18 protein-coding genes and 1 riboswitch are annotated in these 21,747 nt (G+C 43.3%); of the genes, 15 read left to right on the top strand and 3 right to left on the bottom strand.

Annotated features, from left to right (window positions below; translation table 11 throughout):
* Positions 1 to 9 precede the first annotated feature (9 nt).
* The 4 genes from H538_RS0102160 (at position 10) to H538_RS0102145 (ending at position 6,845) form a co-directional block, all read left to right on the top strand.
* On the top strand, positions 10 to 1,191 hold the full coding sequence (locus H538_RS0102160; RefSeq protein ID WP_026676169.1) for an exonuclease SbcCD subunit D: 1,182 nt from the start codon (positions 10 to 12) through the stop codon (positions 1,189 to 1,191).
* The gene (locus H538_RS0102155; protein ID WP_026676168.1) at positions 1,188 to 4,592 is read left to right on the top strand and encodes an SbcC/MukB-like Walker B domain-containing protein; all 3,405 of its coding nucleotides are present in this window, start codon (positions 1,188 to 1,190) and stop codon (positions 4,590 to 4,592) included. Before H538_RS0102160 ends, H538_RS0102155 begins: the two co-directional genes overlap by 4 nt.
* 384 nt (positions 4,593 to 4,976) lie before the next feature.
* Positions 4,977 to 5,648 (top strand): hypothetical protein, encoded by a 672-nt coding sequence (locus H538_RS0102150; protein WP_026676167.1) that lies wholly within the window; start codon positions 4,977 to 4,979, stop codon positions 5,646 to 5,648.
* A gap of 15 nt (positions 5,649 to 5,663) precedes the next feature.
* The gene (locus H538_RS0102145) at positions 5,664 to 6,845 is read left to right on the top strand and encodes an efflux RND transporter periplasmic adaptor subunit (RefSeq protein ID WP_026676166.1); all 1,182 of its coding nucleotides are present in this window, start codon (positions 5,664 to 5,666) and stop codon (positions 6,843 to 6,845) included.
* A gap of 17 nt (positions 6,846 to 6,862) precedes the next feature.
* On the opposite strand, the gene H538_RS0102140 is transcribed toward H538_RS0102145, so the two are convergent.
* Positions 6,863 to 8,632: a B12-binding domain-containing radical SAM protein gene (locus H538_RS0102140; RefSeq protein ID WP_026676165.1), complete on the bottom strand. Its 1,770-nt coding sequence runs from the start codon at positions 8,630 to 8,632 to the stop codon at positions 6,863 to 6,865.
* Between the two features lie 152 nt (positions 8,633 to 8,784).
* Between H538_RS0102140 and H538_RS0102135 the strand changes: the two genes are divergently transcribed.
* From H538_RS0102135 to H538_RS0102120, 4 genes are all read left to right on the top strand, one after another.
* Positions 8,785 to 9,075 carry a 4a-hydroxytetrahydrobiopterin dehydratase gene (locus tag H538_RS0102135; RefSeq protein ID WP_026676164.1) on the top strand — a complete coding sequence of 97 codons (291 nt, stop codon included), beginning with the start codon at positions 8,785 to 8,787 and terminating at the stop codon, positions 9,073 to 9,075.
* 22 nt (positions 9,076 to 9,097) lie between these two features.
* Positions 9,098 to 10,000: a fumarylacetoacetate hydrolase family protein gene (locus tag H538_RS0102130; RefSeq protein ID WP_026676163.1), complete on the top strand. Its 903-nt coding sequence runs from the start codon at positions 9,098 to 9,100 to the stop codon at positions 9,998 to 10,000.
* Positions 10,001 to 10,072: 72 nt separating this feature from the next.
* Entirely contained in the window at positions 10,073 to 11,497 is a 1,425-nt protein-coding gene (locus tag H538_RS0102125) for an NAD-dependent succinate-semialdehyde dehydrogenase (protein WP_026676162.1), read from the top strand.
* A gap of 31 nt (positions 11,498 to 11,528) precedes the next feature.
* Positions 11,529 to 12,317, top strand: a complete 789-nt coding sequence (locus H538_RS0102120; protein WP_026676161.1) for an SDR family oxidoreductase — start codon at positions 11,529 to 11,531, stop codon at positions 12,315 to 12,317.
* A 53-nt stretch (positions 12,318 to 12,370) separates the two neighbouring features.
* Here the strand turns inward: H538_RS0102120 and H538_RS0102115 are convergent, their stop codons facing one another.
* On the bottom strand, positions 12,371 to 13,564 hold the full coding sequence (locus H538_RS0102115; RefSeq protein WP_026676160.1) for an ornithine--oxo-acid transaminase: 1,194 nt from the start codon (positions 13,562 to 13,564) through the stop codon (positions 12,371 to 12,373).
* Between the two features lie 144 nt (positions 13,565 to 13,708).
* On the opposite strand from H538_RS0102115, the gene H538_RS0102110 reads away from it, so the two are divergent.
* From H538_RS0102110 to H538_RS0102080, 7 genes are all read left to right on the top strand, one after another.
* Entirely contained in the window at positions 13,709 to 14,065 is a 357-nt protein-coding gene (locus tag H538_RS0102110; RefSeq protein WP_026676159.1) for a YisL family protein, read from the top strand.
* A 98-nt stretch (positions 14,066 to 14,163) separates the two neighbouring features.
* A complete protein-coding gene (locus H538_RS22885) occupies positions 14,164 to 15,846 on the top strand; it encodes an EAL domain-containing protein (protein ID WP_051291199.1) in 1,683 nt (560 codons plus the stop codon).
* A gap of 115 nt (positions 15,847 to 15,961) precedes the next feature.
* Positions 15,962 to 17,134 (top strand): pyridoxal phosphate-dependent aminotransferase, encoded by a 1,173-nt coding sequence (locus H538_RS0102100; RefSeq protein WP_026676158.1) that lies wholly within the window; start codon positions 15,962 to 15,964, stop codon positions 17,132 to 17,134.
* 73 nt (positions 17,135 to 17,207) lie between these two features.
* A riboswitch (SAM riboswitch) is annotated at positions 17,208 to 17,356 on the top strand.
* Between the two features lie 115 nt (positions 17,357 to 17,471).
* Complete coding sequence (locus H538_RS0102095) at positions 17,472 to 18,713, top strand: 2,3-diketo-5-methylthiopentyl-1-phosphate enolase (RefSeq protein ID WP_026676157.1); 1,242 nt, start codon at positions 17,472 to 17,474, stop codon at positions 18,711 to 18,713.
* Complete coding sequence (locus H538_RS0102090) at positions 18,710 to 19,381, top strand: 2-hydroxy-3-keto-5-methylthiopentenyl-1-phosphate phosphatase (protein WP_026676156.1); 672 nt, start codon at positions 18,710 to 18,712, stop codon at positions 19,379 to 19,381. The genes H538_RS0102095 and H538_RS0102090 overlap by 4 nt, the downstream gene beginning before the upstream one ends.
* Positions 19,368 to 20,003: a methylthioribulose 1-phosphate dehydratase gene (locus H538_RS0102085; RefSeq protein ID WP_026676155.1), complete on the top strand. Its 636-nt coding sequence runs from the start codon at positions 19,368 to 19,370 to the stop codon at positions 20,001 to 20,003. The genes H538_RS0102090 and H538_RS0102085 overlap by 14 nt, the downstream gene beginning before the upstream one ends.
* Before the next feature lie 12 nt (positions 20,004 to 20,015).
* A complete protein-coding gene (locus H538_RS0102080; protein ID WP_026676154.1) occupies positions 20,016 to 20,549 on the top strand; it encodes a 1,2-dihydroxy-3-keto-5-methylthiopentene dioxygenase in 534 nt (177 codons plus the stop codon).
* A gap of 30 nt (positions 20,550 to 20,579) precedes the next feature.
* Here H538_RS0102080 and H538_RS0102075 read toward each other — a convergent pair whose 3' ends face one another.
* Entirely contained in the window at positions 20,580 to 21,686 is a 1,107-nt protein-coding gene (locus H538_RS0102075; protein WP_026676153.1) for an AI-2E family transporter, read from the bottom strand.
* Positions 21,687 to 21,747: the final 61 nt, after the last annotated feature.

Raw genomic sequence — 21,747 nt, 5'->3', positions numbered from 1 at the left:
AGGGGCTATATGCGTATTCTCCATACGGCCGACTGGCACTTAGGGCGGACGCTGGAAGGGCGGAGCAGAATCGAGGAACAACAGCAATTTATGGACGAGCTCGTTCAAATCGCGGAAAGCGAGAAAGCGGATGTCATACTCATGGCAGGGGATGTTTATGATACGGTCAATCCGCCGGCCGTGGCTGAACAATTGTTTTATGAAACGATGGCGCGCCTCTCTGACAAAGGGAAACGCCCGATCATTGCGATTAGCGGAAATCACGATCATCCGGATCGCTTAGCCGCATCGAGTCCGCTTGCAAATGACTCAAGGATTACACTTGTCGGGTTGCCGGAAAACAGAATGTATTCCTTCAAAATAGAACAGACGGACGAAATGCTTAATGTTTGCGCGCTTCCATATCCATCAGAGTCGCGCTTAAAGGAACTATTGTCAGAATCAGAAGAGGAAATGGCGCTGCGAAATGAATACGATCGATGGGTTGGAGCGTATTTTGAAAGAATCGCGAAACAGTTTGATCCATCTCATGTTAATGTGGCGATGAGCCATTTGTATGTCGCTGGAAGTAAAGAAAGTGATTCGGAACGTCCGATTCATATCGGAGGCGCTTATACGGTAGCGGCTGAAACATTGCCCGCCGCTGCCCAATATGTGGCGCTCGGCCATTTGCATCGCCCGCAACAGGTAAGGCGGGCAAAGACAATGGCCCGGTATTCAGGTTCGCCGCTCTGTTACAGTTTCTCAGAAGCTGGCCAGACGAAATCGGTAACAATGGTTGATGTACAACCAGGGAAGGAAGCGGCTATAACGGAAATTCCTTTATCAAGCGGCAGGCCGCTTGTCACATGGACGGCAAAAGGCGGCCTTCAGGAAGTCCATCGCCTCCTCGATGAAGGCATGTACTCGAATGCCTGGATCGATCTTTCCATTCATGTAAAAGATGCGCTATCGATCGAAGAAATTCAGCGTCTTCGCAAAGCGCATTCAGGGATCATCCATATAAAACCGGTCTTTGAAGAACAGTTGATTCAAGAAGGAGCAACAACATCATCGAAGCTCCCGATTGATGAGTTATTTAAGGAATTTTACAGAAGGCAAACGGGCGGGGCAAGCCCGGATGATTCCCTTTTGTCTCTTTTTCTTGAACTCATTGAGGAAAATGAGGAAGAAGGGAGTGATGCGATGTGAGACCGATCATGCTAAAAGTTTCCGGCTTGCAAAGCTTTCGGAAGGAGCAAACGATCGATTTTGAAAACTTAACAAAAGGCGGTGTGTTCGGGATTTTTGGGCCGACCGGTAGCGGGAAGTCTTCCATTTTGGATGCGATCACTCTCGCTCTTTACGGAAAAGTAGAAAGGGCTGCAAACGGCACGCAGGGAATTATGAATCATGGAGAGGACAAGCTTTCCGTCGCTTTTACATTTGAGCTCGGAAGCGATTCGAAAAAGATTCGCTACCGGGTGGAACGAAGCTTTAAACGGACAGGCAGCCTGACCATTCGTACTGCCACATGCCGGCTGCTTGAAATCGCAAATGGCGAAACTGTAGTCCATGCGGATAAAGAACGCGAAGTTACACAGCAAATTCAATCAATCCTTGGACTGACGCTGGACGACTTTACACGGGCGGTTGTTTTACCCCAGGGAAAATTCGCCGAATTTTTGTCTTTAAAAGGGGCGGAACGAAGGCAAATGCTTCAGCGCATTTTTCAGCTCGAACAATACGGGGACAGCCTTGGCAAAAAACTGAAACGGCGGCTTGATGAAACGAAAGGAAAGCTTGAAGCGATAGCCGCTGAACAGGCGGGATTAGGAGAGGCGTCGCTTGAGGCGCTCAAGAGAGCGAAAGAAGCATATGATATAACCGCAGACCATGTTGAAAAGAAGAAAGAGGAACTGCTTCACTTAGACAAAACCTATGAGGAACATAAAATCATTTTCGAAGCCCAGCTTGAATTGGAAAATGTAAAAGAGAAGTTAGCGATGCTCGAAAAAAACCGAAAATCGATTGAAGAAATCGGACGGAAACTTGAATATGCCCGAATGGCCGATAAGCTGAAACCGTACGGTGATGAACTGAACGACGCTTTAAACTTGCTTTCTGTCTATAAAGAAAAAGTAAGCAAGTTAAAGGATGAGACGAGCTTAGCGAAGAGCAAGCTCGATGAGGCCATCACGTCTGAAGCAAGGGCAAGACGCGAAAAAGAACAAGAAGAACCTGACCTCATTGTCAGAAGAGAACAATTGAACCAGGCGAAAGAGCTGGCAAATCAGCTTGTTGTAAAAAAGGACAAAGCAAAACTTCTTTATAAATCGATCCAGGAAGGCGAGAACGTACAGAAGGCGATTTCAAGCCGTCTTGAAAAAACGACCGGCGTCCTGGAAAAAGCGAAAGCGAAACAAACCGCTTTAAAAGACGAATTAGGAAAAGTGACCATAGCTTCTCTTGTAAGGGAAAAACTATCATCCGCCTATGATGAGGCGGTCGCTTTAACAAATTTGCGGTCCAATAAAGAAGACGCTCTAAAAGAGTATGAAGAAAAAGCGAGACGGTTCGCTGAAGCCTTGAGAAAAAAAGATTCGCTTGAAGCAGCGAAACTGGAAATGACAGAACATACTCAGAAAGTAATGAATAAAACGCTTGCCCTTTATCATGAAGTTTGCGAAACAGAGGTAGAGCGTGAGTTTATCAATACGTCTCTTCAACACTATTATGAAGAACTAAAGCGCGAGCGTGAAAAAGAACAAGTGAGGCGAATTGCGCTATCGCTCTCAAACGAGCTGAGAGAAGGGGAACCGTGCCCGGTTTGCGGCTCTACCGATCATCATGGCCCGCAAGGAAATGTGCCGGTTCATCGAGAAGTAGACGATGAAATGGAGCAGGCAACTGGCTTGCAGGAACAATTAGCCGATCAAAAATATGAAGTAAGCCAGCTGAAAATTCATCTAGAACGACTATCCGATGATCTTTATACGCTCATCGAAATTACGCCTGAAACCGCAGCGGCCCAAAGCACAAATTCTCAAGCGCCGGTCATGGAAATAAAAGAGTTAGAGAAACTGAAAGAACGTGTAAATGGACTCCATCTAAAGGTGAAAGGTTACAATCAAGACCGCATTCAGTTAACCGAACAGGTAAAAGCAGTACAAACAACCTTTGCAAACGTGAAGAATGAATATTCGATTCTACTTTCCCATCTCGATTCGTTAGAACTTGATAAAGAAACCGCGAAAAGGAAGTTTCATATGCTCGAAGAAGAATGGGAAAAAAAGCGGGATGAATGGAACGAAAAATACCCCGAATATCAGCTAGAATCAATCAAAACAGAGCGGGAACGTTTGAAAAAAATGGACGAGAGGCGTGAAGAAATTGAAAGAAGTCTGCAAATCGCCGTCCAATTTATCGAGCAAGAGGAAAAAAAACTCGTTTCCTTAAATGAAGAGTTAAATAAAAATGAACGTGAAATGATCCGTTTACATACGGACTACAACAATGTTTTAAGAGATGTAAAGGAACAGGATAATCGGTTAAAAGAAATGGTAGGCGAGTCTGACCTTGATGATTTGCTGGCAAGCACGAGGCAAAAGCTAGCATTATTAACGAAGCGTGTTCAGCAAACGGAAGAAGACCGAAGGAAAGCCGAGGCTTACTTTATTGCGAAAGATAAAGAATACCACTCCGCACATGACTTGCTCGAAGAAACGAAAAAACGCTCTTTAAAGGCAGAGCAATTATGGAAAGCGAAAAGCGGGCAATCTCCATTTACATCAGTTGAAGACATGATGGCCCATTTAAGTAAAGAAGAAGTGCAGCTGAAATGGCAAAAAGAAATCGAAGAATTTCAGGAAAAATTGAACCAATGGACGATTGAAAAAGAAAAGTTAGTATCGGTCGTAAAAGATAAATCAATTTCGGCCGCTGAATGGGAACAACTACGAGCGGAACGGGAGCAGGCGAAGGCGGAAGCAAATAGACTCATCCAGCAACTGGGAGAAGCCAAACAGTTTTATGAATCTGTAAAAGCTAACCACCAGCGGTATAAGGCGCTTGAAGAAAAACGAAAAGAAGTGGAACGTTTAGCTGAAAATCTTGGAAAGCTGCAAACGGTTTTTCGTGGAAATAGCTTCGTAGAATTTGTCGCTGAAGAACAGTTAATCCAGGTCAGCAAAGATGCGTCTAACCGGCTCGGTCAATTAACGCGCGGCAGGTATGCGATCGAAGTCGATTCAGCAAATGGATTCATTATTCGCGATGACGCAAACGGAGGAGTGAGGCGACCGGTATCCTCTCTCTCCGGCGGAGAAACATTTCTTACATCACTCGCCCTTGCCTTATCATTATCGGCCCAAATTCAATTGCGTGGAAAATATCCGCTAGAATTTTTCTTTTTGGACGAAGGATTCGGAACGCTCGATCAAGAACTGCTTGACACGGTTGTAACGGCACTTGAAAAGTTACGCATTGACTCCTTCTCCGTCGGTGTCATTTCCCACGTCCCTGAGCTGCAGGCAAGGCTGACGCGAAGGCTAATCGTCCGGCCGGCAGATCTGGCAGGCGCAGGGAGCTCTGTCAAGCTTGAGATTCTATAAGAGGTTGTTCAAAAAGTCCGGGAAACATTGCCGGCGAATTTCTGCGTTCCTCATGTATTAAAAGGACCTATCACCTGTGTCTACTAGAATTGCTCTAAAAGTAGGCTTCCCCGGTGCAACCCGCAGTGAATCAGCGTCGAAAATCGCTCGTCGTTCCGGGGCTCGGAGACTGCGCTTCCTTGAACGTCTTGGCCCTGTTTGTCCTCCTTTTTGAACATGTACTATAAGAAAAAAGTGATGCGATCATTATGCATCACTTTTTCTATATTAAACCGTTATTCATTTATGATAGTATGGAAGAAAGAAGGGGAATTAGTAGAAAAAGAAAAAAGATAAAGCTCAAGAAAACTTTCCCGGAGCTTTCGCCATTGTGGAGGGATTGGGATGACAGGCGAAATCAGATTTATGAAGGGGATCCTTCAACCATCAACCTATTTTGAGTTTTTCAGGCAAGTGACGGCCGTGAAAGGGTTTTTATTGCAATTTACAGTATTGCTCGCGGTGAATGCAGTCGTTACAGGCATCGCGTACTACATAAGCTTTGAATCTTTTTTACAGTTGCCTATGATGGAGCATGTCAAGATAACAAATGGACAAAAAGACGCATTGCATTTATTTCTGGCGTTAGGCGGAACGATTGTCGGCTTTTTATTGCCAATTTTCTATATAACGGCCATAACACTTCTATTTCTTTTCTTTTTTCGAGAAATCGGATTTAAAAAGCTGTTTTATATTCAATCAGTCGTCTACTCTATTTTTATCGTTGCAAATGTCTTTAAATTGCCTTTTATGGCGGTCACAAAAACAAATGAGGTCATGTCGCCACTTGGACTCGGTGTTCTTTCGCATTTTTTTACTGAGAATGCGTTTATCAATGCATTGTTCGGATCATTGACTATTTTTCTTATATGGGGAATCTATGTGACATATATCGCATTAAGGTGGATGAGCTTTAAATCGAAACGTTATGTTCTAGCTGTTCTTTTTACAATTTATGGTGGGTATGTGCTCATTTCCTCACTCTTTGCAGCGCTATCCAATGGGCAAATTTCTTAATCTCGGGGGCACGTTATGACTAGAAAATGGAAATGGATAGGAATTGGAGCCATTTGTGTTCTTTTACTCTCGATCAATTTCTGGATGACAACAAAAGACAAGACCGCAGCCGTTGAAGCGAATCGCATAAAAGCGATACAAGTAATGAAAAAAACGATAAGGAAAGAAATAAAAACGACAGGCTGGGTCATTCCAGCGGAAAATGAATCGATCTATTATGAACCGCAGCGGGGGCTTTTGAAGGAAATTCTCGTGAAGCCAGGCGACAGAGTTACTGCCGGAGCCTCACTCGTTGTCTACACGAATCCTGATCTCGAACAGAAAATAGAGAAACTTAAAGAGCAAAATGAAGAGAGCAAAGTGAAAGAAAAATATTATAAAGATATGCAGGCAAATCTTAATTTGGATCAAAATGGATCCATTTCGGGAGACAAAAAGGAAAAAGATAAGAAAGATGAGCTGCTTTTGAAGCAAAAGAAAACGGAAGCGGAAATGAAAGAAGAGTTGGCGCGGACAAAATCAGAGCAACTTGAAAGCCAAATCTCGCTCCTTGAAAAGAAAAAAGAAGAACTTACGGTCAAAAGCAAGGTCGGGGGTGTCGTTAAACGCGTTAATTACCCGGCCGGCAGCCGTTCGGACAGGCCGCTAGTTGAAATCATTTCCGAATCCTATCAAGTAAAAGGAGCATTATCCGAGGAAGAGGCTTTGTTTGTCCAAAATGGCCAAAAAGTAATCATCACTTCACCACTTGGCGACAATTTAAATGAAAAAGGGACGGTTGCATCGATTTTGCCACCTGAACAAAAAAAGGCCAGCATGATCTACCCGTTTTACATCCAGCTAGATCAAACAAAGAAAGCGGACATTAAGAACGGGCAGCGCCTTCAGTTGACAATGGATGTGACGGTTAGAGAAGGGGCGCTCGTTGTGCCTGAAAAAGCGATTTTGAAAGAAGGCGGGAAATCGTATGTGCTGGCTCTAAATAATGGATATGTAGATAAACGAAATGTGACGACGGGGTTAAAAGATGGGAAGTTCGTCGAATTAAAGACGGGTGTCAAAGTAGGGGAAAAGATCGTCGAGAGCCCGACGAAGTATATGCGCGAAAACACCCCGGTGAAAGAAAATGAAAGCAAGAAGAAAACAACAAAGGCGAAAAAAGATGCCCGAAACAATCAACCGCAGCCCGATAAGTGAGCTGCGGTTTCCTTTATTTAAGCGGATAAATTAGTATTAAGCTTCTTTAATGGCACGGAATAATGATAGGCTTCATGCTTTTTCGGATGATAGTAAAAAATCGACAAAACAGGAGTTCTTACTAATTCGCCTGTATTGACATAGTGATCGAGATCAAAAGGAACAGAGTTGATAATCGTATGCTTGATCAAATCTTTTTCGGCCAGCCCGTTTTCTTTAAACGCCTCCGATACAATTTCCGGCGCATCTGCCAGCACTTTTCGATAGGCTGCAACTTCTTCTTTTGAAAGTGATTCGCTCCACCACGATTTATTCGGCTTATGTTTTTGCCGGATAAAATAATCATATTTCATCAAATTCTCCACAATATCCATTTGACTTATGCCGCGGTTGATTAAAAACTTGCGTAAACGGGTAAATAAATCTTCAAGTTGATGACCGATGCGGGACCATCCATTTCTTTCCCAGAAAGCGCCGAATTCCTGGAAAAAGTCAAAAGGTGAGTCGAATACATGCTTGATTAAATATTGGATCGTGGCATCCATGCGATGGTCATTCCAATATTTCTCAAGGACATCTTCGACTTGTTTAATTTTAATGATATCGTCAAAGCTTAACACATTATTTCCTAAAATTTCATATGGCGAATGATCCATATACACGTAATCGTGGCGGTCGGCAGTTAAGCGCAATCCCGTTCCGCGCAGCATTTTTAAGAATCCGAGCTGGACTTCTTCGACACCAAAAGCGAAAACATCATTGAACGTCTTCTTAAAGGATTGATAATCTTCTTCCGGCAGTCCGGCAATTAGATCTAAATGCTGGGCGATTTTTCCACCTTTCTTGACGGTTAAAACGGTTCGTGAGAGTTTTTCAAAATTTTGCCTGCGTTGGACAAGTTCGTTCACATGATCGTTGGTCGATTGTACACCAATTTCAAAACGGAACAATCCTTTCGGCGCATGCTCATTTAAATAAGCGATGACTTCCGGGCGCATTATGTCAGCCGTAATTTCGAATTGAAAAACAACGCCGGGGCGGCGGTTTTCGATTAAAAATTGAAACATTTCAAGGGCATAATCTCGTCTTATATTAAACGTACGGTCAACAAACTTAATCGTTTTCGCCCCATTGTCCATTAAAAAGATAAGGTCTTCCTTCACTTTTTGAATGTCGAAGTAACGAACGCCGACTTCGATGGACGAAAGGCAAAATGCGCACGAATAGGGACAGCCTCTGGACGTCTCAAAATACGTCACTCGCTTCGATAATTGCTTGACGTCTTGTTCAAACCGGAATGGGCTTGGAACGGTTTTTAAATCGAGCTTTTCGCGCGGGGGATTAATGATCGCCTCCCCTTCTTTGCGCCATGCTAAACCGTTGACTTCTTCGTAACGCCGCTTGCCAAAATGCTCGGTTAAAAAATGCTTAAAGGTCATTTCGCCTTCATTCACAACTATGAAGTCTACCTCAGGTATGCGCTTAAGCCAATAGGCAACATCATACGACACTTCCGGGCCACCGAGGACAATTGTTAATTCGGGCTGGATTTTTTTCAACATTTGAATCACTTTAATCGTTTCTTCAATATTCCAAATGTAACAGCTGAAGCCGATGACATCCGCGCGTTTCGAATACAGGTCGGTGACGATGTTAATGGCTGGATCTTTAATCGTATATTCCGCCATTTTAACATCGAACTCAGGAGCGCTATAGGCTTTTAAATATCGGAGTGCAAGACATGTATGAATATATTTCGCATTGAGTGTGCTCACTACAATGTTCATTTCGATCCCTCAAATCTATGTTAGTAAAAAAAGTGGACATATTATTTTAGCACATCAAGAGCCTTTTATAAAAATGCATGTACATTTTTTGACGAATCGTTTTATCGAAAGGTATCATGGGAATAAGAAGGAGAAGGGCAGGGTGATTTATTTTGGAACGATTGAATAGTCAAGACATTGAAAAACAATTAAACAAGCATCAAGATTGGAAGTTAACCGGCGGAAAATGGCTTGTGAAAGAGTATCGTTTTGAAGAATACTTAAAAGGCATTCAATTTGCCGAGGAAATCGGCCAACTTTCTGAATCATTCAACCATCATCCCGTCATAACGATTGATTATAAGCGTGTGACGATTAAATTGACGACGAAGGATGTAAGCGGCCTTACTGAATTGGATTTTAAAATGGCCAAACTTTATGATGAAGCGTTTAAGAAACTTTAATGTGTATAGTGGGAGGGAGAAGATGAGATTCGTAACGGCTAGTTTAGGCGGCGAGAGATTTATCGGTATGATGGACGAAGGTGTAAAAAAAGTGTATAACCTCTCGCTTGCTGCCAGTGAAATGAAAATCGGCTATCCGGAAAGTTTGCTGGAAGGGATTGAACGCGGAGAAGACTTTCTTCATGCTACGAACGTATTGTTGGAAAAGTTAAGAAGCGGTGACCCTCATCGATTTACATACGATATTAGCCACCCGGATCTTTGTCTTCTTGCACCGATTCCTTCCCCAAGAAAAAACATTTTATGTGTTGGTAAAAATTACAAAGACCATGCGATTGAAATGGGGAGCATAGACGATATTCCGAAACATATTATGATGTTTACGAAGGCGCCGACAACCGTTATCGGCCATCAGGAACGAATACTTGCACATTCTGATGTGACAAGTGAGTTGGATTACGAAGGGGAACTGGCGGTTGTCATCGGGAAGAGAGGAATTGGAATCCCGGCAGAGGAAGCATATGATTATGTGTTCGGCTATACGATCATTAATGATGTGACGGCACGTGACCTTCAGGCGCGCCATAAACAATTTTTCCTCGGAAAAAGCCTCGATTCAAGCTGTCCTATGGGTCCGTATCTTGTCCATCGATCGGCCATTCAAAACCCGGAGTCACTCGCTATAGAAACAAAAGTTAACGGTGAAATTCGCCAGCGGGCAAATACGAAAGATTTCATTTTCTCGATCCCTGAAATCATCTCTACCATTTCAAAAGGAATGACATTAGAGCCAGGCGACATTATCGCAACCGGAACCCCGGCAGGAGTCGGTAAAGGATTCAATCCGCCCAAATTTTTGAAAACGGGAGATTTGATTGAAATTACGGTTGAAGGAATTGGGACCCTACGTAATGAAGTATACTAATGATGTTTCGAATACCGAAAAGCGGCAAATGGTAGAGAAATAAGGATATACATCATAAGGGAGGGCTAACACGTGGATAAAGTTCTTTTTATTAACGGCGAATGGACAGGCCACGAGCTTGACAAAATGGAAGTACATAACCCTGCAACCGGTGAACGAATTGGAACGGTGGCAAAGGCAGGCACGAAAGAAACGGTGGCGGCAATCGAAGCGGCCCACCGCGCTTTTCCTTCCTGGTCAAAATTAACCGCCTATGATCGTGCGGAGTATTTGATGAAGCTTTATGATTTAATGATGGAGGAAAAAGAAGAAATCGCCAAACTCATGACACTCGAAATGGGAAAGCCGTTGAAAGAGTCGCGCGGTGAAGTCGATTATGCTGCTTCCTTCATTAGATGGTATGCCGAAGAAGCGAAACGGATATATGGCAGGACAATCCCGGCAAGCGCGCAAAATAAAAGGCTGCAAGTCATCAAGCAGCCTGTTGGCGTTGTTGCGGCAATTACGCCATGGAATTTTCCGGCCGCGATGATTACAAGAAAGATGGCTCCGGCACTGGCTGCAGGATGCACGTTCATCGTTAAGCCGCCGGAAGATACGCCGTTATCCGCCGTCAAGCTCGTTGAATTAAGTGAAAAGGCGGGATTCCCTAAAGGTGTCATCAATCTTGTGACAGGTGACCCGAAAGAAATTGCCGGAGAACTGATGGAAAATGAAAAAGTCCGCAAAATGACGTTTACAGGATCAACTGTCGTAGGAAAGTTATTAATTGAACAAAGCGCAAAAACGGTCAAAAAAGTTTCGATGGAGCTCGGCGGCCACGCACCTGCTATCGTTCTCGATGATGCCGATCTTGAAAAAGCAGTCGAGGGAATCGTTGCTTCGAAATTTCGAAATGCTGGCCAAACTTGCATTTGTGTGAACAGGGTTTATGCCCATGAACAGATTTATGAACGATTCGTCGATATGCTCGTTGAAAAAACAAGCAAGCTAAAAGTCGGCAACGGAATGGAAGATGGGGTCGACATCGGTCCGATCATCAATAAAGATGGCTATGAAAAAATTGTCAAACAAGTCGAGGATGCTGAAAAGAACGGAGCGAAAATCGTGCTTGGCGGAAAAGGCATTGAAAAAGGAAACGCCTATTTCTATGAACCGACGGTCATTAAAGACGTCACACAGGACATGCTCATTATGAATGAGGAAACGTTCGGGCCGGTTGTCCCCGTCCATAAAATCTCATCGGATGAAGAAGGGATCCAGCTTTCGAATTCCAGCCCATTCGGCTTAGCCGCTTACGTGTTTACCGAAAGTTTGACGCGCGGGACGAGAGTTGTTGAAGGGCTTGAATACGGGATTGTCGGTTGGAATGACGGAATGCCATCAACCGCTCAAGGGCCTTTTGGCGGCATGAAAGAAAGCGGAATCGGCCGCGAAGGAGGAACAGAGGGGATGGAGGCGTACCTCGAAACGAAATTTGTCAGCATCGGCATTTAAAACGAGTTTTACTTAAGAGAGGAGAATAAACATGGACTTAGGCTTAACAAATAAAGCAGTGCTAGTCCTTGCATCCAGCAAGGGGCTTGGGAAAGCGACGGCGATGAAATATGCCGAAGAAGGCGCCAGGGTCATGATTACAGGCCGGGATGGGGAAACGTTAAAAGCGACGGCGAAAGAAATCAAAGAAAAAACCGGAAGCCGCATTGAATATGAAGTATGTGACATCACCAAAAAAGAAGATATCAAAAACCTCGTTCAAAAAACAGTTGACGCCTTCGGAAACGTCGATGTGTTAATTAATAATGCGGGCGGACCGCCGGCAGGGACTTTCGATGACTTTGGCGATGAAGAGTGGGAATATGCCTTCCAACTTACATTGCAAAGCATGATCCGCGCGGTGAGGGAAGTGTTGCCGCATATGCGGAAAAACGGAGGAGGACGGATTGTCAACATCGCATCGTCTTCATTTAAGCAACCAATTGACGGCTTGATTTTATCCAATACATTTCGTACGGCAATTATGGGATTGGCGAAAAGTTTGTCCCAGGAGCTGGCGAAAGATCAAATTTTAATTAATACAATCGGTCCTGGCAGAATCGGAACCGATCGAATTAAGGAATTGGATCAGGTGATTGCCGGGAAAAAAGGGATAAGTGTAGAGGACGTAAAGAACGAACTGGAACAAACGATCCCGCTTGGCCGTTACGGAACGCCGGAAGAGTTTGCCCGTGTTATCGTTTTCTTAGGCTCCGAGGCCAATACGTATGTGACCGGACAGGCTTTTTTGATCGACGGCGGGATGGTTAAAGCTTTTTAACACTAAAAAACGAAGCGAATACCGCTTCGTTTTTTTGTTCTTATGGAATCCGATTATGCTGATAGAACTTTCTTAATACGTTCAATTGCCCAGTTCAGATCTTCTTCAGAAATAATAAGAGGCGGGGCGAAACGAATGACGTTTTCGTGTGTTTCCTTACAAAGCAAGCCTTTTTCCTTTAAACGTTCACAATATGGACGGGCTGCCTCTTTTAGTTCAACCCCGATAAATAAGCCGCGGCCGCGCACTTCCTTAATGGCAGGATTATTGATCTCTTTCAGTCTTTCAAGGAAGTATTCTCCTAATTGAAGAGAGCGATCGGCAAGCTTTTCATCGATCAACACATCCAGTGAAGCAACCGAGACGGCACAGGCTAAAGGGTTTCCGCCAAATGTCGAACCGTGCGAACCAGGATTAAAGACCGCTAAAATATCTTTATTTGCAGCGACGCACGAAATCGGCATTACTCCGCCGCCGAGCGCCTTGCCAAGTATATAGACATCCGGGACGACTTCTTCCCAATCACAGGCAAACATTTTACCTGATCGGGCAAGCCCTGATTGAATTTCGTCCGCGACAAACAATGCGTTGTTTTCTTTGCAATAGTCATAAGCTGCCTTTAAAAAGCCTGTTGGCGGGATAACGATTCCTGCCTCGCCTTGAATGGGTTCAATAATAATAGCTGCCGTATTTGCTGTCATTGCGTTTTTTAAGGCATCCAGATCGCCATACGGCACTTGCTTAATTCCAGGGAGCATCGGGCCAAATCCGCGCTGGTACTCAGGGTCAGACGACATCGACACAGCCGTCATCGTCCGGCCGTGAAAGTTTCCTTCAAAAACGATAACTTCCGCCTGGTTTGCGGGGATTCCCTTCACCTCATAACCCCACCGCCTGACCGCTTTAAAGGCCGTCTCAACCGCTTCGGCTCCAGTATTCATTGGAAGAACCATGTCTTTTTTCGTTAAATGGCTCACTTTTTCGTAAAAATCTCCGAGCTGGTCATTATGAAAGGCGCGGCTCGTCAACGTAATCCGATCAGCCTGCTCTTTTAATGCAGCAATGATTTTCGGGTGGCGGTGCCCCTGGTTGACAGCCGAATAGGCGCTTAACATATCCATATATTTGTTCCCTTCAGGATCCGTCACCCAGACCCCTTCACCTGTAGAAATAACGATTGGCAATGGATGATAGTTTTTTGCGCCGAATTCTTCCGTTTTCGAAATAATGGCTTCCGTTTTTTTCATGCTTCACACTCCCATTTAAGATTTTTCAACCTTTATTAGTATGCCAAGGTAAAGAAATTTTTTACAAAAAATGAGCTTTCGAAAATGCTGCGATTTCGTGATATAGTAGAATTGAGATTTTTATACATACGCAGGAGGAAAAAAATGCTTCAATTGCATGTTGCTACATGGGCGCTGTCCCTCATTCTTTTTGTCATCACCTATTTTTTATATAAAAGAGGGATTCCGAAAGCTTCGAACATCGCCCATATGATTTTAAGAGTAATCTACATATTGGTCATCGCCTCAGGCGTGATTCTTATTGTGAAGTGGGTGACAACACCTGGAGTTGTCAATCCAGGTCCGATTTATGTGAAAGCGATTCTTGGCCTGATTGTCGTTTCATTAATGGAAATGATCATCATTCGAACTCAAAGAAGGGATTCGAAGATTCGATACTGGGTGTTATTTTTTCTATCAATCCTTCTCGTCTTTTATTATGGTTATTTCATCATTTATTAAATTGAAGCCGTCTTTTTAAAAGACGGCTATTTTTATTAACAAATTCTGCATTGGTGACGATATAAAGGTAAAAATGTTTTTTACAATTGAGGTGTATGATGGAAACGAAAAATAGAGAGCAAATGTATAAATTACTATTTGAACAACATCCAGACTTAATTTTTTCGCTCGATTTTTCAGGACAAATTACAAGTGTCAATCAAGCCCTTTCAAAGGCCCTTGGATATGGGATCGATGAAGTTATTCATACAAATATCATAAATTATATTGCTTGCGAATATAAAAATGATGTCGAGTTGCTGATCAAAGAAACGTTTGATGGCAAAAGCGGGCAGAGTCCTGCTAAGATGATTCACAAAAGCGGGGAAACATTTGATTTTTGTTTAATGACGATCCCGATCATCATTGATGAAAATGTAATAGGCATATATTTTATTAGCAAAAACATAACGAGGCAAAGGGAATATGAGAAAAAAATCACCCAATTGGCTTGCTATGATCCATTGACGGGCCTGCCCAATCGCATATCGTTTGAAAAAAGGCTTTCAAAAGCGATTGAAAAAGCAATGGGAAGCAAAGAAAAGCTCGCTGTTATTTTTATCGATATCGATCAATTTAAATGGATTAATGAAAGTCTCGGACATCAAATCGGGGATCAAATTTTACAATTTTTATCAAACCGGCTTCTAGAAGGAATTGGCGGAAGGGGGACTCTTTGCCGTTTTACCGGTGACGAGTTCACTCTTATCGTTGAAAATGTTTCGGACATTCAAGAGATTAGCGAACTTGTCACAAATTTTACAAAGTCGTTGAAAACGCCTTATTTATTTAACGGGCAAGAGTTTTTAATGACAGCATCGATCGGAATCAGCATGTACCCTGAAGATGGGGCGACGGTAGAAACGTTAATTAAAAATGCCGATATCGCCCTTCACCGGGCAAAACAACGTGGAAGAGACGGATTAGAATTTTATGAAGGTGAAATGAATGATTTCATCGTTAAACGAATTGAAATGGAGCGTGATTTGCGAAAAGCGATTCCAAAAAATGAATTGGAATTGTTCTACCAGCCGCAAGTGTTTCTTGATGACGGATCACTGATTGCGTTTGAAGCGCTCGTCCGGTGGAACCATCCGAAGCTCGGACTAGTATCTCCTGCACAATTTATCCCGCTTGCGGAAGAAACGGGTTTAATTGAACCGATCGGAAAATGGGTATTATATACAGCTTGTAACCAATTAAAAAAATGGAATAAATTAGGCGTGACAAACATTTCTATTTCAGTCAATGTATCAGGCCGGCAATTTCAAAACAGGGAATTCGTCTATCAAGTAAGGGACGCCATATTGCGAACAGGGATTGAACCGCAATACTTGCATCTTGAATTAACGGAAAGCATTATGATCGAAAACGTTCAATACAGCCTGGCGATTATGAAGGAATTAAAGCTGTTGGGAGTAAAGCTTTCTGTTGATGACTTTGGAACGGGATATAGTTCCCTTAGCTATTTGAAGGATTTCCCGATCGATATATTAAAAATTGATCGCTCGTTTATTCGGAATCTATCATCTACAAGCTTCGATTCATCCGATGCATCAATCGTCCAGGCGATCATTACGATGTGCAAAGGCCTATCCGTCATTCCGCTTGCAGAAGGAATCGAAAAAGAAGATCAAATGAACCTTCTGCGGCAATACGGCTGTGAGCTTGCACAAGGGTACTTGATCAGCAAGCCTGTGCCAAGTCGGGAAGCGGAACTGCTATTTCCCATAGCGAAATAGGAAAACCGAAGTCGGATGAAATCCACTTCGGTTTTTCTTCTTTGACAATTTCGATTTTTAGATATACCATTATTCATTAGAATTTATGGACTTTTATTGATAGGATGTGGCATGGTTGAAACAGTTTGAACAAGCGGACGTATTAAATCAGCTTCCTGATCAATTTTTTGCAAAACTTGTTCAGAAAGTTGCGAGAATAATCGAACAAGGGCATGATGTCATTAATCTCGGGCAAGGAAATCCGGACCAGCCGACGCCGGCGCATATTGTTGCCGCATTGCAAGAAGCGGCGGTAAATCCGGCCTATCATAAATATCCCCCTTTTACCGGCTATGATTTTTTAAAGGAAGCAGTGGCATCCTTTTATAAACGCGAATATGGAGTGGAAATTGATCCGAAAAGAGAAGTCGCCATCCTGTTTGGCGGAAAAGTTGGACTCGTCGAAATTTCTCAATGTTTTTTAAATCCAGGGGACATCGCACTCGTTCCTGATCCGGGCTATCCGGATTATTGGTCAGGGATTGCGATGGCAAGAGCGGAAATGGCCATGATGCCTCTAAAAGAAGAAAATCAATTTTTGCCTGATTACAACGAAATCGAAAAAGACGTATTAGACAAAGCAAAATTAATGTTTTTAAACTATCCGAACAACCCGACGGCGGCGGTTGCGACGAAAGAATTTTTCGAGGAAACGATTCATCTCGCTAAAGAAAATGATATTCTTGTCGTTCACGATTTTGCCTATGGGGCAATTGGTTTTGACGGAAAAAAACCGGTCAGCTTCCTCGAAATTCAGGGGGCAAAAGAGGTTGGCATCGAAATTTACACATTGAGTAAAACGTATAACATGGCGGGCTGGCGTGTCGCTTTTGCGGTCGGAAACGAAAGCGTCATTAAGAGCATCAATCTCATTCAAGACCATTTTTATGTCAGCTTGTTTGGCGCCGTACAGGAAGCGGCGGCAACTGCGTTGTTAGGACCGCAGGATTGCGTCACGGAGCTCGTCGCAACATATGAAAGCCGCAGAAACGCTTTTATCCACCGCTTGAATGAAGTCGGTTGGAAGGTTGAAGCACCAAAAGGGTCCTTCTTTTGCTGGCTGCCTGTTCCGGATGGGTATACTTCGGAAAGCTTTGCCGACTTGCTATTGGAAAAAGCCCATGTCGTCGTCGCACCGGGAATCGGGTTTGGGGAAAGTGGAGAAGGATATGTCCGCGTCGGTCTTTTATGCGGCGAAGATCGTTTAGTTGAAGCGGCCGATCGGATGGCAAAGCTTAACCTTTTTTAAAAAAATAATTGACAGATCATGATTTGCCTGTCATAATCACTAGTAAAATTAATATTCAAACAATTTGTAATTTCTCTTATCAAGAGCAGGTGGAGGGACTGGCCCGATGAAACCCGGCAACCGACTCACTTTCGTTGGTGTTCAAACGTCGATAATGGCTTTTTGAACGCCACCAGGTGAAAACGGTGCTAATTCTTGCAGCGTTAAGCTGAGAGATGAGAGGAAGCGGTGAGATTGTCTATTGAATGCCTCTTCCTTATGGGAAGAGGCATTTTTAATTTAGCCAGCCAAAGGATCACGAGCCTTTGAAGACTGATTGATACAGGGAGTGGAGTACATGAGTGTTGTAACAGCAACGTATCTTGTTCACGATAAAGGAACCCATTTAGAAAAAAAAGCTGAAAGCATCGCGCTTGGTTTAACGGTTGGGACGTGGACGGATTTGCCGGAATTGGAAAAGGAGCAGCTAAAGAACCATAAAGGCCGGGTTGTAGAGGTAACAGAACTTTCCGAAGATGAGAAAGTAAACGCCTATTTTGGGAAGAAGCGATCGAGAGGGCTCCTCAAAATTGCTTATCCGGCCGCAAATTTCTCTTCCGACTTGCCGGCCATTTTGACGACTGTCTTTGGCAAGTTATCGTTAGACGGGGAAGTAAAATTGGTTGACCTTGATTTTTCTGAAGAGCTTTTAAGCGCATTTCCAGGCCCATCTTATGGAATTGACGGGATACGAAAGGTGCTAGGGGTTCATGGCCGCCCGCTTTTAATGAGTATTTTTAAAGGAATGATCGGCCGTGACCTCACGTTTTTCAAAAAGCAACTAAAAGAGCAGGCGCTGGGCGGCGTCGACCTTGTGAAAGATGATGAAATTTTATTTGACAATCCGCTCACTTCCTTTGACGAACGAATTAAAGCGGCAGTTGAAGTCTTAAAAGAGACGGAAGCAATAACGGGGGAGAAGACATTGTATGCCGTGAACTTGACAGGCCGTACATATGAATTGAAAGATAAAGCAAAACGGGCCGTAGAGCTCGGGGCAAGCGCGCTTTTGTTTAACGTGTTTACATATGGCCTTGACGTATTGCAATCGCTCGCCGAAGATCCGGATATCACCATCCCAATTATGGCCCATCCCTCATTTTCCGGAGCGATGACCCCTTCAAAGGTGTATGGCATCGCAAACCCGCTCCTTCTTGGGAAAGCCCTGAGGGTGGTCGGTGCTGATTTTTCCCTTTTCCCTTCGCCATATGGCAGTGTGGCGCTGAAGAAAGAAGAGGCCCTTGGCATTGCGGAGGAATTAACAACGGACGAGATAAAGGTGAAGCGTTCGTTCCCGGTTCCATCAGCAGGCATTCATCCGGGCCTTACGCCGCAGCTCATTCAAGACTTTGGAATCGACAGTGTGATCAATGCAGGCGGTGGGATTCACGGACATCCCGGCGGCGCATCAGAAGGAGGAAAAGCCTTCAGGGATGCGATTGACGGAATCTTAAGGGATGAGAGCTTAGAAGAAACGGCCGCTAACAGCGAGTCCTTACGAGCCGCACTTAACCTGTGGGGAGGGGCAGTGAAGGCATGAAGAAGACCGGAGTCATTTTTTGCGATTTTGACGGCACAGTGACTGAAAATGATAACATCATTGCGATTATGAAACAATTTGCCCCGTTAGGATGGGAGAACATTAAAGAGCAAATTCTCGGGCAACAAATATCCATTCGTGAAGGTGTCGGAAAGCTATTTTCCCTCCTGCCATCAAGCAAAAAAGATGAGATTACCGAATTTGTCCTTTCGCAGGCGAAAGTAAGAGACGGTTTTCATGCATTTGTAGACTATACAAAAGAACAGGGCATCCCGCTTTATATCGTCAGCGGAGGCATTGATTTTTTTGTTTATCCGCTGCTTCAAGGAGTTATACCAGAAGATCATATTTATTGTAATGGCAGCGATTTTACAGGAGAGTCAGTCCGGATCCTCTGGCCACACGCATGTGACGATGCATGCGGCAATGATTGCGGTTGCTGCAAACCGACGATTCTTCGAAGGTTTGATTCAAGCAAGTACCATAAAATCGTGATTGGCGACTCCATTACCGATTTACAGGCGGCGAAACAGGCAGATGAGGTGTTTGCCCGTGATTTCTTAATTGAAAAATGTGAGGAAAATAACATCTCCTATACGCCGTTTGAAACGTTCTATGAAATTATCGATCAATTAAGCAAAAGGAGGTTAACCTATGAGCATTTTTGAAGAACGCTGGCTGGAGCTGGCGGCCCGCGATTGGTTCCCGGGGACAAGCGGCAACTTATCGATAAAAGTCGGCGACCATCCATTGACGTTTCTAGTGACGGCAAGCGGGAAAGATAAGCGGAAACGGACGGATGATGACTTCTTGCTTGTAGACGGTGACGGAAAGCCAGTAGAAGCTACCCATTTAAAAGCTTCAGCTGAAACAGGTATTCATTGTGAAGTATACAAGTTAACCGATGCAGGATGCTGCCTTCATGTTCATACGATCGACAATAACGTCATTTCTGAACTTTACGCAAAAGTTGGAAAGATTACATTTAAAGGGCAAGAATTGATCAAAGCGTTTGGCATTTGGGAAGAAAATGGGGAAATTTCGATACCGATTGTTGAAAACTACGCCGATTTAAACGTGCTGGCCAAAGAAGTCGCAAACCGCATTACACCTGAAACAAAAGCGGTTCTTATTCGAAACCATGGGATAACGGTATGGGGGAAAAACGGCTTTGAAGCGAAAAAACATTTAGAAGCTTTCGAGTTTTTATTCTCGTATCATTTAAAAATAAAGCAATTGTTACAAGCGGAAATTGCCCCATCTTATCAAAATAAATTGATTAACCTTTAGGAGGAATGAATAATGGCACAATTGCGGTTCCATGATAATAATGAAAGAGTGGAAAAAGCGGAAGAAGTCGTTCAATATTTAGAGGGCCATGGCGTTATCTATGAAAAATGGGATATTGAAAAACTGCCAAAACATCTTCAAGAAAACTACGCTTTAACAGAAGAAGATAAAGAGGAAATTCTTCAAGTATTCCGCCAAGAAATTGCTGACATTTCAGAAAGAAGAGGGTATTTAACAGCGGATGTGATCTCGCTTTCTCCAAATACACCTAATCTTGAGGACTTATTGAAAAACTTTATTCAAGAACACCACCACTCTGATGATGAAGTCCGATTTATCGTTAGCGGACACGGGATTTTTGCCATAGAAGGAACAGACGGGCGTTTCTTCGATGTTGAGCTTGAACCGGGAGATTTAATTTCCGTACCCGAAAACTACAGGCATTATTTCACGTTAATGGATGATCGTAAGGTCGTTGCCGTCCGAATTTTTAAAACAAAAGAAGGCTGGGTGCCGATTTACGAAAAAGAAGAAGTTAAACAATAAACGAGAGGGGATCCCCCTCTCGTTTATTGTTTAATGCATAATTTTTTGTTCAATGTTTTGCTCTTTTCGCAGCTTCCATAGGCGATACGTATGGAGAACAACGACTTTTAAGACGGCATAGACAGGGACGGCAAGAATTAACCCAAGCACCCCGCCAATGCTGCCTGCAACGAGCAAAATGGAAATGATCGTCAGTGGATGAATGTTCAACTGTTTGCCCATCACTTGCGGAGAAATGAGATTTCCTTCGATTTGTTGCGCGATCACCATAACAATTAATACTTTTACAATCATGAACGGCGAATCAATGATTGCAACGATAATGGCTGGTGTAATTGCGATGATCGGCCCAAGAAAAGGGATGACATTCGTAAACATGGCGACGATTGCAAGGATGAGAGAATAATCAATCCCGATAATTAAATAACCGATATAAAGCATAACCCCGACACAAAAGCTGACAAAAATTTGCCCCTGAATATAAGAACTGAGCGCGCGGTCCAAATCGGCTAAAATTTGCTTTCCATTCGTTTGCTGGGAACGAGGCAAGAGGCGAAGCACCATTTGCGGGGCCTTTTCGCCTTCTTTTAACATGTAATATAAAATGAACGGAACTGTTACGAAGATCATAACGACATTTGTAATAATGCTAATAAAATTTAGGATATTTGTACTAATGATAGATACGCCGGTAGATAAGTAGGCTGTTATTTTATTTGAGATTTTCTCCAAATTCAACTGGTGGCTTTCTTGAAAACGGCTTACCCAGTGGCTATTTTGCAATTCAATTACCTTTTCGCGGATTGTATTGATGAGAGCGGGCATGTTTTCAATTAAGCTGTTTACCTGTTTTTGCAAAATGGGGCCAATGAGATAAATAACGAATGTCAAGAGTCCAATTGCAACTAAATAGATGAGAAGAATAGAAAGTGTTTTTGGAACTTTTCTCGCATAAAGAAAGTGGACGACAGGGCGAAATAAATAGTACAAAACGCCTCCGAGCAAAAACGGAAAAAAGAGCGTTTGTACTAAAGCGACGACGGGTTGAAAAAGAAAGTCAATTTTAGTTCCAACCCAAATAATAAGAAAGATTAATAGAATACCATAACCGAATCGAAAGAGTTTGGATTGAGGCATTGCTGTTTTGTCACCTGCATTTCTTAAATTTCCTTCTATTATACATGATCGTAGAAGTTTT

Source organism: Fictibacillus gelatini DSM 15865, assembly GCF_000430745.1.
In the GTDB taxonomy this organism is placed as follows: Bacteria; Bacillota; Bacilli; order Bacillales; family Fictibacillaceae; genus Fictibacillus_A; species Fictibacillus_A gelatini.
The sequence above is the reverse complement of the archived record's forward strand: the minus strand, read 5'-3'. Positions and strand labels throughout refer to the sequence as shown.

What these genes read in the sequence shown, in the direction of transcription:
- H538_RS0102160 (WP_026676169.1), top strand. Translation starts at nt 10, where the DNA reads ATGCGTATTCTCCATACGGCCGACTGGCACTTAGGGCGGACGCTGGAA.
- H538_RS0102150 (WP_026676167.1), top strand. Translation starts at nt 4,977, where the DNA reads ATGACAGGCGAAATCAGATTTATGAAGGGGATCCTTCAACCATCAACC.
- H538_RS0102145 (WP_026676166.1), top strand. Translation starts at nt 5,664, where the DNA reads ATGACTAGAAAATGGAAATGGATAGGAATTGGAGCCATTTGTGTTCTT.
- H538_RS0102140 (WP_026676165.1), bottom strand. Translation starts at nt 8,632, where the DNA reads ATGAACATTGTAGTGAGCACACTCAATGCGAAATATATTCATACATGT.
- H538_RS0102130 (WP_026676163.1), top strand. Translation starts at nt 9,098, where the DNA reads ATGAGATTCGTAACGGCTAGTTTAGGCGGCGAGAGATTTATCGGTATG.
- H538_RS0102120 (WP_026676161.1), top strand. Translation starts at nt 11,529, where the DNA reads ATGGACTTAGGCTTAACAAATAAAGCAGTGCTAGTCCTTGCATCCAGC.
- H538_RS0102115 (WP_026676160.1), bottom strand. Translation starts at nt 13,564, where the DNA reads ATGAAAAAAACGGAAGCCATTATTTCGAAAACGGAAGAATTCGGCGCA.
- H538_RS0102110 (WP_026676159.1), top strand. Translation starts at nt 13,709, where the DNA reads ATGCTTCAATTGCATGTTGCTACATGGGCGCTGTCCCTCATTCTTTTT.
- H538_RS22885 (WP_051291199.1), top strand. Translation starts at nt 14,164, where the DNA reads ATGGAAACGAAAAATAGAGAGCAAATGTATAAATTACTATTTGAACAA.
- H538_RS0102095 (WP_026676157.1), top strand. Translation starts at nt 17,472, where the DNA reads ATGAGTGTTGTAACAGCAACGTATCTTGTTCACGATAAAGGAACCCAT.
- H538_RS0102090 (WP_026676156.1), top strand. Translation starts at nt 18,710, where the DNA reads ATGAAGAAGACCGGAGTCATTTTTTGCGATTTTGACGGCACAGTGACT.
- H538_RS0102085 (WP_026676155.1), top strand. Translation starts at nt 19,368, where the DNA reads ATGAGCATTTTTGAAGAACGCTGGCTGGAGCTGGCGGCCCGCGATTGG.
- H538_RS0102080 (WP_026676154.1), top strand. Translation starts at nt 20,016, where the DNA reads ATGGCACAATTGCGGTTCCATGATAATAATGAAAGAGTGGAAAAAGCG.
- H538_RS0102075 (WP_026676153.1), bottom strand. Translation starts at nt 21,686, where the DNA reads ATGCCTCAATCCAAACTCTTTCGATTCGGTTATGGTATTCTATTAATC.